Here is a 12,669-nt window from a genome sequence, read left to right as displayed (position 1 = left end):
TCAATATAGTAAAGATGCCTCTCGATTTTCGGCCATATATGTGATGTGGTCAACCAATTTTAAATTTAGGCACAATATATTCTCGCCTGAACCTAAAAATTCCTGTTAAAAGCTCAAAGTTTTTATTAAAAATAATCAGCATTTGCCTCGTATTATTATGAATGGTATTCTGGGATCAGGCAAACTGATAACTGAAAAAGCAACACTGTTCTCAAATACCCGTCAGGAGGCCTGAAAAAATGAAACACCTGCACTCGTTTTCACGGACGGAACTATTATTGGGCAGTAAAGCCCTGGACATTCTCTCCAAAAAGCGCGTGGCCGTTCTCGGGCTCGGTGGGGTAGGCAGTTTTACGGTCGAGGCCCTGGTTAGAAGCGGGATCCAGAAGTTTGTGCTGGTGGATCATGATCTGGTCTGTGTGACCAACCTCAACCGCCAGATTCATGCCACCACCCAGACTATCGGTCAGCCAAAGGTCGAGTTGATGAAGGAACGGATTCAGTCAATCAATCCCCGGGCTGAGGTCAGAACATGGCAGACTTTCTTCACCGAGGCTAACGCCGAAGAAATAATCACTCCGGACATCGATTACATCGTTGATGCCATCGACACGGTCTCCAGCAAAATCTCCCTGGTTCTGAAAGCAAAAGAGAAAAACATCCCGCTGATCAGTTGTCTGGGAGCAGGCAATAAACTCGACCCGACAAAATTCAGAGTCACCGATATCTATAACACACGAATTTGTCCCCTGGCCCGGGTCATGCGGCATGAATTACGGAAAAGAGGGGTTACCGGCCTCAAAGTGGTTTACTCGGAGGAAGAACCCTGCAAACCAAAAGAAACAGGGGTCGCCAGTTGTCCTGGTAGCTGCCTCTGTCCCAATAAAGAACACACCTCTACTGTACGCCGTCAGATTCCTGGCAGCGTGGCCTTTGTCCCACCCGTAGCTGGACTCATTGCCGCGGGCGAAGTCATTAAAGACCTGATCCACTATTGACAGCGGTCCTTAATCAGACTGGCCACATACTGGGCAATGGCCAGACATGACGTTAACCCGGGTGATTCGATGCCAATCAAATTAACGAACCCGGGCAGGCCCTTTTCCGTTTCCTCACTGATGACGAAATCCCGGAAGGTCTCTCCTGGCCCTTGCAGTTTGGGTCTGATCCCAGCAAAACCGGGCTGCAGGTCCTCCCACTGGAGATCAGGAAGGTAGCTCCACGCGGCCGTATAAAATTCCTGACGATGGGTTTCATCCATCGCGTAATCAATTTTATCTACGTAATAGGCATTCGGCCCCAGGCGCTGTCCTCCGTGCAAGTCGAGCGTAATGTGAATTCCCAGACCCGCATGCTCCGGGGGAGGGTAGACCAGGTGATTGATCTTGAGCCGGGGAGTCAACCGATAGTACTCCCCTTTGCAGTAGTGAAGACGATAACCATACCGGTCTATATCCAGGCCCACCATAGCCGCTACCCGGTCACTGGCCAGTCCGGCCGCGTTCACCACTACCCGGGCAAGCAATCTTTCCCCGCCCGTCTCTAGTCGGTAACCCCTGCTGGTAAAATCGATCCTGGTCACAGGAGAACGAAAAACAGCCAGCACTCCCTGATCAAGGGTCAAGCGGTACAAACAACGCATCAGGTTGTCCGAATCGATAATCCCAGTATTGACGGAAAGAAGCGCCGCGATGGCCGAAATATTCGGCTCCAGTTTATTAAGCTCTCTTGCTTCAATCACCTGAAGCTGTACCCCGTTGACCGTCCCCTGCCGGTACAATCTCTCCAACACCGGCAGATCACCGTCGTGCGTAGCCACGATCAGTTTACCGATTCGCTGATGCCTGACCTGGTACCGAGCGCAAAATTCATACAGTAATTCATTTCCCTCAACACACAGTTTGGTCTTCAGTGACTCCTGCGGATAATAGAGGCCGGCGTGGATCACCTCACTGTTGCGGCTAGAAATCTCCTGCCCGAACCGGCTGTTCTTCTCCAGAATGGCAATGGCTTGCCCTGGAAAGGTGCGCGCTAGTTCATAAGCCACCGCCAGCCCGACCACACCCGCCCCAATAACGGCAATATCAACAGTTTCCATCACATTTATCCCCTTTATTTATCTCCTTGATGAATAGCTGACCAGAGTGCGAAGGGTTTCCTCATAAACAGCCAGATCAGCATCACTGAAAAGCACAAACCGCACCTCAGTAAAATCATTGGTCTGAAGGTAGTCAATCACAGTCGATAGGGCGATCTCGGCCGCCTGCCGAACTGGGAATCGATAAGCTCCTGTACTGATCGAAGGAAAAGAAAGCGAACGAATCCCCTGCCGCGTAGCCAGAGATAGGGTGTTGTAATAAGCTTGCCGGAGAAGTTCAGGTTCATTATTCGTCCCACCTGACCAGATTGGCCCAACCGTATGAATGACGTAGCGGGCTGTTAAGTTACCACCGCTGGTAATTACTGCCTCCCCGGTTGGGCAACCACCCTGTCTGGCCCGGATCTGCTTACACTCCTCAAGAATCTTGGGACCACCCGCCCGGTGGATCGCCCCGTCCACACCACCGCCCCCCAAAAGCGTCGAGTTGGCCGCGTTTACAATGGCCTCCGTCTCCTGCTGCGTGATGTCACCCTTAATCAGAGTCAGTCTAGTTTTTCCGATGACAGTTTCCATGGTTAACCACCCCGTTAGACGTACTGTTGCCGAAATGCCGCATATTCTTCTTCCATTTTCGCTAGAATATGCTCAGCCTGCTGCAGCCGTTTCAGATTATCCTCTCTGAATTTCTCATTACCCGGTCGATTCAAAAAGCCCTTCAGGTTATGGACAATTTTCTTTTGAATGGCGATGGCCTGCTCGAACTCGGCTTTTTCATTCTCGATCCAGGCCTTCATCTTCCCTGGATCCGCTGCTGCTTCTTTTCTTTCCTGCTCTACCCGCCGATACCATTCTTCCAGAACTTGTCCCCCGTTTCTTAACTGCTGCTTGATTTTTTCCAGGTCTGACTTTTCCATTGTGTCCTCCCACGTTTTATCAGTTAGCTGTTTTTATTAAAGTATTCACTAGTTAAGAAAAAACTCCTCTTTTTATCCCAAATTATGCAAAGAAAACCCCTCGTTTCCGTACAGGGGGGTAAACAGATTGATATTTCATTGGCTTTTTTTAATAAAAAGGCTATTCGATTTTATTGCTTCGCTGCCAAATCCCAATCTCCTCTGCCTCTCTGATCAATTCCTCCCGGAAATCCGGATGAGCTAAAGAAATCAATGCTTCTGCCCGTTGCCAGGTCGACATGCCTTTAAGATTCACAATCCCGTACTCGGTTACCACATAGGACACCATAGTTCTGGTAGTGGTCACAATCGCCCCGGAGGTAAGCGTTGGTCTGATCCGAGAAGCCAATTTATTACCTTTATTGTAGGTCGAACTCATACACATAAACGCCTTACCACCATTAGACCGATATGCCCCATAGGTAAAACAGACCTGACCGCCGGTCCCGCTGATCTGCCTGATCCCCGAAGATTCGGAACACACCTGGCCAAACAGGTCAATCTCAACGCAATTGTTAATGGACACCAAATTATCGTTCTGGGCAATAATAAATGGGTCATTTGTATAATCAACAGGGTAAGTAGCACACATTGCATTATTGTGCAAAAAATCATAGGTTTTCCTGGTCCCCAAAGCAAAGGTGTACACGATCTTATATTTGTTAATGTTCTTTTTTGCTCCGGTAATCCGACCAGATTCCACCATATCAAACATCGAATCAACAAACATTTCGGTGTGGATCCCCAGGTCTTTCAAGTCTGACTGGGCAATCATCATTCCCACCGCGTTGGGCATTCCACCAATACCCAGTTGGATACAACTATCGTCCTTAATTTCGTTCATAATCAACTTCGCGCGATTTGTTGGTCAATGTCGCCGCTTGGCGGCACCGGTGGCAGTTCGGAAATTGGCCAATCGGCTTCAACGATGTAGTCAACCTTGGAAATATGGATCACTCCCATGATCAATACCGTTGACGACGTTCGCGCAGCGCGCTGCGCCAGATTTTTGGCAGCCTTGATTTTTTCACTCTCCCTGATAATCTGCTCAAAAGTATAGTCCGAGCTGTGCACCTTTCGCAGCTCTTCCTTTATATATAATACTCCAAATCGTTTTCTAACTGAATCAACTTCTTAGCAAACACCCGGGCCAGCCCCATATCCTTAAACAAGGTTTTCCGATTGCTCCGATGATCTTCCCATCCTTTTTGATCGGAACCCGCATCACCATAAACTCGTGGTGGCCCACCCTCCACAATTCCCCGGACTGTGTGACCCCGTTTTAATGGTTTCTGGTAATTGCGAATGGGGAGTAATTTCCCAGATGTGCTTGCCCAGAACCTCGTCCAAAATGCACCCCAACACGTCTAAATAGAACTTGTTCATCATGATGACCCCGGCGTTCTCATCAACAGCAACCAGCCCTTCGTAGGGATTTTTTACCACCACCTCCAGGGTAGCCTTAAGCTTTTTGGTATTGTTCAATTCCTCGGAGATGCTCTCCAACTCGGTCACATCCTGGAACACCGCCACTGCCTCCATTGTAAACCGATTCTAAAACCTTGCCAAAAATCTCCGGCAAGTTAGCAATCTCTTTCCAGACAGCATTCGTGACATCGTTTAAGACAAGTGCCCCAACAAAACGATTTTCGGAATCAACCACCAGTACTTCCTGAACCCCCTGCTCCAACAGCATGCCTAAGGAAAGACTGGCAGCCTCCTCACTGACAATCAGTTGCGGCTCCCGGACCATATCTCTAATCGGCATCTCTAAAATTGGGTTAAAGGTCAGAGCTTCTGTCTCTATCTGTCGTTCTTTCCGCTGGGCCCCATCAACTATTGGTATGAGCTCGCATATCCAGCTGTAGACTACCCCTAGCAAGTCGTTACTGTTTAACACCCCCAGTAGCCGGTTATTCACGTCGACCACCGCCACCAACAGTTCGCGGGTTCGTTGAAAATAAGAAACCGCAGAGGCTAGGGAACATTCCGCCACCAAGCGGGGATAATCGGGGTTGGCTAGTGACTTAATACTCATCTGCTGCAGAAACAAGTTGGTCATTGGGAATTCTTCATAAATATATTCGGTTCCTCTCTACAGTTAACGCAAAATTTATACCAGTATATACCAGTTTACCTGTTTCCTGTTAGTGCTTGGAATATCAGGTAATTTATTCTGTCATGCTATTTGGTGCTTTGTGTTCTTCTTGCCACCACTGTCTCGTTTTACAGACACTCATTTAACTAACCTTTTCCAATTACGGCTCCGATAAACTGTCTCTGTCTTGAGACACAGTCTTCAATTAAAGATATATTTTGTATTTGTAAATATTGTAACAAAATTCTGAAATATTTGGCAGTCCTATTTATTGGAATCTCCCGAGTCAAAAAAAGCCGAGGCTAACACCTTCGGCTTTTTTACGCAGGAAAAGAGGAGCAGCAACAGACTACTCCCCCATTTAACACTTTACATTTTTTAGAAGAAACCAAAAAATCCAAAGCAGTGGCAAATTACCGCAAGAATAGCCACGCAAGCGGCTAAACGACAAATTCCAAAGCTGGACCCACCAAACCATTGTTCAGTTTCTGCCATTATTTCATACCCTCCTTTTCCAAAATAGATTTGTCATTGGATCTCGCTATATTATATTGAACAATAAGGAAGAAGGTTCCACTGCTGAAAATAATTTGCTAAGATATTAAATCGCCAAAGAAAAGGGGTAGGAGGAGTGCTTGAACTACCTCCTCCCACATTGATAACCCTTTTAGCATAATTAGAAGAAACCAAAGAACCCAAAGCAAAAGCAGATTACTAGAAGAATAGCTATACAAGCAGCCAACTTGCAAATCCTCAATCCGAAGAAGCCAGGATCCGGAGCAGTAACTTCAGCCATTAATAACCCCCCTTTCCTTGCAGCTTATGTTTACTTCGCTTTTCACTACATTATATTGATTAGCTAGGAAAAGGTTCCAAAGTAAAAAGAAATGGCTCTAACATGTGAATTTGATATAAAGTTGTCGATTTCTTTGTCAGGATGGGCTGAACAAAAAAATAGGAGTTGTAGCCTATTGCTACTCCTCCTATAATTGATAACTCTCAACATTTTGTTAGAAACAGAAAAACCCAAAACAGAAGCAGATTACCAGAAGAATGGCTACACAGGCAGCCAACCTGCAAATCCCCAATCCGAAGAAGCCAGGATCCGGAGCAGTAACTTCAGCCATTTATAACCCCCCTTTCCTTAAAGCCTAATGGTCTACCTCAAGATTCACTACATCATATTGGATTAGTGAGAAAAAGGTTCCAAAAATTAATAGGGAAAATCTGATTGATTTTAAAAACCCCCTGTTGGAAAAGTCCAACAGGGGGGATGAAAGGGGTAGCCTGATTTGGCAAAGATCAGGCTATTACCAATATATGCTGGGATGAAAAATTTGACACAACCCTGGTTATATTCAGTTCAACCAGGGTTTCAAATGGAACACTAATCCTGATCTTGAAATATAATATAGTAAAAATCAATCATAACCGAAGGGGGTATTTAATAAATGGCTGAAACTGAACAACTTGTTGGAAGATTTGGATTTGGTTTCACTATCTGTCATCTAGCCGCCTGTATCGCTATTCTTCTGGTAATCTGTTTTAGCTTTGGTTTTGTCTTCGTTTGTTAGTGAAACTAACGAATCAAAGGTCTTGGAAAAAGGGGGCCTCAACGGCTCCCTTTTTTAAGGGGGGTACTTATGGCCGATGAACACGTACATCGTTTTTGTGGGATAACTTTTTATGATAATCAGCACCGACACCGCTATGGAGGAACTACCGGTCCACCTATTGGTGGTGGTCCTGCCCATATCCATAATATCATTGTAAGAACCACAGTGGATCTCGGGCATGACCATGAAATAAAGATTGAGACGGGTCCGGGAATCGCCATCCCAGGAGGGCACGTGCACAGATTCAAAGGTATTACCAGTAAAAGTGGCGAAACACCTCATACTCATCGCTTTCTCCAAGCAACTGGCCCCCAGATATACGCTCGAAGCAAGTTCATAGCAAGTCAGTTCAATCTACCCACCTTACAGTCACTCATAGAATTTTTCACGTTTCAGCTATTCAAGGGGATCAGGATCAATAAACATAATTCCCGGTCGAAAAAAGTAATAAAAAAACTGGTCAGGAATTTGCGCAAACTCTTAATATAAAAAAGCTATAGTAAGGGGGGTTTCTAGCTATTAGCGAGTTAGAGTTTATCATTTTGGGTTGTCTGATGAAGAATAGTTTGAGTGGTTATCAAATACAGAAGTTTATGAACATAACAACAAATTTCTGTAACTCTGTAAAATATGGTAGTATTCACCTGGCTTTAAAAAACCTTGAAAATGAAAATTTAGTCACCAGTGAAGAAGTAACCAATAACGGAAGGTTAACGAAAGTATATACAATAACTGAACAGGGAAAAATAGCATTTATCAATTATTATAAAGAACCTATAAAGTCAGATATATTCAGAACCGATATGGGTAACCGACTATTTTTTGTTGACAATCTATTTTCCCGGCAAGAGATTATGCTTTTTATAACAGAATATATTAATCAATTGCAACATGAAATAGAACAATTAGAGCAGATAAAAAACAAAGAGTTGTATTTAATGGATAATTATCAGCTTTTTTGTTTTAAGTTGAGTGTTGAGCGCCGTAGATGCTATATTCAGATGTATACAAGATTATTGAAGGAATTACAGCAACAAGATAATGAATAAAGGCTAGACTGAATTGTGCTCAAGGAAAATCTTTAAGTCTCATAATAGATGAGAATCTGGGTTGAATAATTCAACCACCCGTATTATAATAACGTTTAGTGGTGTTTTCCCTGTCTGGATAACTCAACTATTAAGGGAGTGATTGACTAAAATGGATGTTCTATCAACTGTTTTTGGGAAAATAAACTTGGACGGGAGCTACAAAAAGAAACTGGTAAAAGCAATGTCTGGTGGTTTACTGGGTTTATTTACGCTCCTGCTTTTACCAGCAATGGCCTTGGCCAGCGAGGCCAATCTTCAGATTCCCAATTTAACCCCGGAGCAGAACAATTTGCTTTTAGGCGGTATACTGGTTTGTCTATTGGGAATGTTGTTTGGATTTTATCAGTTTATGAAAGTTAGGAGCCTGAAAGCACACCAGTCCATGCTGGATGTGGCAAATACCATTTATGAAACCTGTAAAACCTATCTTATCCAGCAGGGGAAGTTTCTTGTTATATTGCTTACTTTTATTGGTATCTGCATAGCCTTCTATTTTGGTTATCTTCAGGGAACACCAATTGGTGGTGTATTACTGATCCTGGCGTGGACTGTGATCGGCATTCTTGGTTCTTATAGTGTGGCTTGGTATGGCATTCGGATGAATACACTGGCTAACAGCCGGATGGCCTTTGCTGCTCTGGAAAGAAAACCGCTGCGGCTTCTGGATATTCCGCTCGATGCGGGAATGAGCATTGGGGTGCTTTTAATCTGCGTTGAACTTATAATGATGTTGATTATCATGCTGTTTGTTCCTCGTGAACTGGCTGGGGCAAGTTTTATCGGCTTTGCCATCGGTGAATCCCTGGGAGCCAGTGCATTGCGAATTGCTGGGGGGATCTTCACTAAGATTGCTGATATCGGTTCTGACCTGATGAAAATCGTCTTTAAAATAAAAGAGGACGATCCGCGCAACCCTGGTGTGATCGCGGACTGTACGGGGGATAATGCCGGGGACAGCGTTGGACCCACCGCCGATGGATTTGAAACCTATGGTGTTACTGGTGTAGCCCTAATTTCGTTCATTGTTCTGGCTGTAGACAAAACACTTCAGGGCAGCCTTCTTACCTGGATTTTTGCGATGCGTATCCTCATGATTGTTACCTCTATTGTGTCATTCTATGTTAATAAAGCATTCAGCCAGGCTAAATACAGCCGCAACGATGATTTTGATTTCGAGCAACCTCTTACCAACCTGGTGTGGATTACTTCAATTCTTTCTATTGTTGTTACATTTATTGTCAGCTACTTTATGTTAGGACCAGGTTCACTCGTGGCGAGTAAGAACCAGAATCTGTGGTTTGTTCTTTCGATCATCATTAGCTGTGGTACCCTGGGGGCGGCTTTGATTCCTGAATTCACCAAAATATTTACCAGTGGTAAGTCGGCCCACGTGCAGGAAGTAGTAAAATCTTCCAGAGAAGGTGGCCCTTCGCTGAATATTTTGTCGGGTTTTATTGCCGGCAATTTCAGTTCATTCTGGCAGGGTATGGTGTTCTTCGCCCTAATGTTTGCCGCTTACTTTGCCAGCGGATATGGTTTGAAAGAGATCATGATCTATCCTTCCATCTTTGCTTTTGGTCTTGTGGCTTTCGGATTCCTGGGCATGGGTCCTGTCACAATTGCTGTTGACAGTTATGGACCGGTAACCGATAATGCCCAGTCTATTTACGAACTATCACTGATCGAAACCATACCGAATATTGAGACGGAAATTCAGACCCAATATGGTTTTCAACCGGATTTTGAAAAGGCCAAGCATTATCTTGAAGCAAACGACAGTGCAGGAAATACCTTCAAGGCAACGGCAAAACCGGTTTTAATCGGGACGGCTGTCGTTGGCGCGACGACAATGATTTTTTCTTTGATTTTAGTTATTAAAAATGTGCTGGGGGTTGAACCCGAAAACATTCTCACTATACTCAATCCCTATACAATTTTGGGCTTTTTATGTGGAGGGGCTGTTATCTACTGGTTTACTGGCGCCTCGACCCAGGCAGTTTCAACTGGTGCTTACCGGGCGGTCGAATATATTAAAAAGAATATTCGGCTTGACGAAAATGCGAGCCAGAAAGCCGCGACGGAAAACTCCAAAGAAGTGGTTAAGATCTGCACCCAGTATGCGCAGGCCGGTATGTTCAACATCTTTATCGCTATATTCTCATTTGCCCTGTCCTTTGCCTGTCTTTCAGCGCCCTCTGGCGGCAATGAACCAGTTGCGTTCTTTGTTTCATACCTCATTTCGATCGCGACATTCGGTTTGTTCCAGGCTGTATTCATGGCCAATGCCGGTGGCTGCTGGGATAATGCCAAGAAAGTTGTTGAAGTGGATCTGAAGGAAAAGGGCACCGATTTGCATGCAGCTACAGTAGTGGGGGACACTGTTGGCGACCCATTCAAAGATACGTCTTCCGTTGCGCTCAATCCAATTATTAAGTTTACGACTCTATTCGGTTTATTGGCCATGGAGATTGCTATCTCTGAATCCTTTAAAAATATTGCGCCCAATATTGGTCTCGTATTTCTTCTGATTGCCTTGATCTTCGTGTGGCGTTCATTTTATGCGATGCGCATAAATCATAAATATTGAAAAGTAATAGAAATAAAACTATTGGCATGAAACTATTAGAACCGTATAATTGCCGCAGGTTCCTTAAAGACTGCGGCAATTTGTTTTTTACAATGGTTTTTCTTTTATATTCGGATCAACTGGAAAGTTTGTTGAGGCTGGCTTGTTTTCATAATGTCGCAATAATGAAACTTGTTTTGAACAATGTAGCGATAATGAAACATGAAAAAAAGAGCCCAAAATATAGTTGGGCTTGAAAAATAAGGGTTTTAGGAAGTTAGAAAAAAGGATGGATTGATGTGTCAATCCAGAATAGTGCAAAAATTATGCCAACTTACACTTTAATAAAAAATGCTATACTATATTTTTCGGATTTAGTGTAAATTAATGTTGTGGTGATAATATGGCAAGAGTAATACTTAAGAAAGGTCAAGAGCAAAGACTATTAAAAGGTCATCCCTGGGTTTACCGCAATGAGATCGCCGATATTGCTGGTTCTTTTGCGCCCGGGGATGTGGTCGAGGTGGAGGATTGTCGAGGGAAGTTTATAGGACGGGGTTATATTAACCCGATCTCTATGATCACGGTGCGCCTGCTTACACGGGACAGGTTAGAAGAAGTAAATGAAGCCTTTTGGCGAAAACGCCTGTATGACGCTTGGAATTACCGGCAGCAGATATTGGCCGGGGCGGACACTGATTCTTTTCGAGTGGTTTTTGGCGAAGCCGATTTTCTCCCAGGTCTTATTGTAGACAAGTTCGCCTCCTATCTGGTGGTGCAAACACTGGCCCTGGGGATCGACCGTTACCAAGAGCTGTTAGTGGCTTTACTGGACGAGTTGATTGAACCTCGAGGGATATATGAACAAAACAGTGTTTTGGTAAGGGAACTAGAAGGGTTGGATCTGCGTGCCGGGTTTCTCAAAGGGCCCTTTGACCCACTGGTGATTATTCATGAAAACGGCCTTAAGTTCTTTATCGATATTGCGCAGGGGCAGAAGACTGGTTACTTTCTAGACCAGCGTGAAAACAAGGCAGCTATTCGTCCCCTGGTTAAGAACGCCCGTGTCCTGGATTGTTTCTGCTACACCGGGGGGTTCAGTGTTCATGCGGCCAAATATGGCGCTGCGCAGGTACTGGGTTTTGACATTTCGGAAGAAGCGGTTGAGATGGCTCGGCGTAATGCAGCGCTTAATGGATACCAGGATATATGCTCTTTTGAGGCGGTCAATGTGTTCGACGCTCTGAGGGAACTGGAACGCCGAGGCGAAAAGTATGATGTGGTGATTTTAGACCCACCGGCTTTTGTGAAGAGCCGCAAGGCTTTGGAAGGAGCTATAAGGGGGTATAAAGAGATAAACTTGCGCGCGATGAAGATAATTAAGCCGGGTGGGTTCTTGGTGACCTGCTCCTGCTCCTACCATATGCTGGAGGAGTTATTCATGGAAGTGGTAGAAAGCGCTGGTCTGGATGCCCGCCGGCGACTGAGGCTCATTGCCAGGAGAGGCCAGGCCCCTGACCACCCCTGGCTGTGCGGTTATGATGAATCACACTATCTTAAGTGCCTGTTCCTTCAAGTGTTGTAAAGATTAAACTACATTTTATTATTTATTCAATGTACAAAAATTACCAGGTTATTGAAAAGTAAAAGAAGATAATCCAGAGTGAAAAAATTAGTGTAAAGATTATCGATTTACTGTAACGATCAGTTTTGCGTCGGTGGCGTTTCTTATTAACTATCAGCGAAAATATTGAAAAAATACACATGAAAACACTTAGATAAAAGGCGTAAGTTAGCAAATCTAGATCCCATCTCTGTCTTAGGGTAACATTGAACATGTGGCTGAAAAAGTTTTCTAACTCCGGTTTGGCTTGCTCTATAATCAGCAATGTAATTAACATAAAACCCCAAACCAGGACAGATGCCGTTTGTAAGAACTTAACCCAAAAATCCGGCCCCTGTCTTCTATTGTTGACATAATTGCCTTTTTTAGGATCCATGGTCATCATTGCCTCCACTTTTTTTTAAAGAATATTATACCAGGGAATTCGCAAATAGTGAGAGACTGGATTAAAATGGCTTCCTCAGAACATCACCGCAAAATTAAGGTGGTACCCTGTCAATATTCTGAGAAAATGTCACCTAAAAATGGTTAGTTTTATTCTGATAAAATGTCACCCCCTCCAAGGCAAAAAAATCAATAACACAAAAGAAGGTGCGGCTGCCCTTGACATTGTGGGCTAT

Annotated in this window: 10 protein-coding genes and 1 pseudogene; 5 read left to right on the top strand and 6 right to left on the bottom strand. The window is 44.4% G+C overall.

Going from position 1 to position 12,669, the window contains the following annotated elements; translation table 11 throughout:
- The first annotated feature begins 239 nt into the window (after positions 1-239).
- Positions 240-998, top strand: a complete 759-nt coding sequence (locus tag HPY81_06670; protein NPV27123.1) for a tRNA threonylcarbamoyladenosine dehydratase — start codon at positions 240-242, stop codon at positions 996-998.
- On the opposite strand, the gene HPY81_06665 is transcribed toward HPY81_06670, so the two are convergent.
- The 6 genes and pseudogenes from HPY81_06665 to HPY81_06640 all read right to left on the bottom strand — a co-directional run bounded on the left by HPY81_06665 (position 992) and on the right by HPY81_06640 (position 5,116).
- Positions 992-2,098 (bottom strand): NAD(P)/FAD-dependent oxidoreductase, encoded by a 1,107-nt coding sequence (locus HPY81_06665; protein ID NPV27122.1) that lies wholly within the window; start codon positions 2,096-2,098, stop codon positions 992-994. The genes HPY81_06670 and HPY81_06665 overlap by 7 nt on opposite strands.
- An 18-nt stretch (positions 2,099-2,116) precedes the next feature.
- Positions 2,117-2,674, bottom strand: a complete 558-nt coding sequence (locus HPY81_06660) for an O-acetyl-ADP-ribose deacetylase (protein NPV27121.1) — start codon at positions 2,672-2,674, stop codon at positions 2,117-2,119.
- Between the two features lie 14 nt (positions 2,675-2,688).
- A complete protein-coding gene (locus HPY81_06655; GenBank protein NPV27120.1) occupies positions 2,689-3,015 on the bottom strand; it encodes a hypothetical protein in 327 nt (108 codons plus the stop codon).
- 160 nt (positions 3,016-3,175) lie between these two features.
- Positions 3,176-4,017, bottom strand: a pseudogene (locus HPY81_06650) (hypothetical protein).
- 261 nt (positions 4,018-4,278) lie between these two features.
- Entirely contained in the window at positions 4,279-4,581 is a 303-nt protein-coding gene (locus tag HPY81_06645; protein NPV27119.1) for a hypothetical protein, read from the bottom strand.
- Positions 4,517-5,116 carry a CBS domain-containing protein gene (locus HPY81_06640; GenBank protein ID NPV27118.1) on the bottom strand — a complete coding sequence of 200 codons (600 nt, stop codon included), beginning with the start codon at positions 5,114-5,116 and terminating at the stop codon, positions 4,517-4,519. The genes HPY81_06645 and HPY81_06640 overlap by 65 nt, the downstream gene beginning before the upstream one ends.
- Before the next feature lie 1,679 nt (positions 5,117-6,795).
- Between HPY81_06640 and HPY81_06635 the strand changes: the two genes are divergently transcribed.
- The 4 genes from HPY81_06635 to HPY81_06620 all read left to right on the top strand — a co-directional run bounded on the left by HPY81_06635 (position 6,796) and on the right by HPY81_06620 (position 12,010).
- Positions 6,796-7,257, top strand: a complete 462-nt coding sequence (locus HPY81_06635; protein NPV27117.1) for a hypothetical protein — start codon at positions 6,796-6,798, stop codon at positions 7,255-7,257.
- 65 nt (positions 7,258-7,322) lie between these two features.
- Positions 7,323-7,817 carry a PadR family transcriptional regulator gene (locus HPY81_06630; protein NPV27116.1) on the top strand — a complete coding sequence of 165 codons (495 nt, stop codon included), beginning with the start codon at positions 7,323-7,325 and terminating at the stop codon, positions 7,815-7,817.
- A 223-nt stretch (positions 7,818-8,040) separates the two neighbouring features.
- A complete protein-coding gene (locus HPY81_06625) occupies positions 8,041-10,446 on the top strand; it encodes a sodium-translocating pyrophosphatase (protein NPV27115.1) in 2,406 nt (801 codons plus the stop codon).
- A gap of 382 nt (positions 10,447-10,828) precedes the next feature.
- Complete coding sequence (locus HPY81_06620; protein NPV27114.1) at positions 10,829-12,010, top strand: class I SAM-dependent rRNA methyltransferase; 1,182 nt, start codon at positions 10,829-10,831, stop codon at positions 12,008-12,010.
- Positions 12,011-12,669 lie beyond the last annotated feature (659 nt).

This window comes from Bacillota bacterium (assembly GCA_013178045.1).
Lineage (GTDB): Bacteria > Bacillota > Ch66 > Ch66 > Ch66 > Ch66.
Note: the sequence above shows the minus strand (reverse complement) of the source record. Positions and strands in the feature narration are given on the sequence as shown.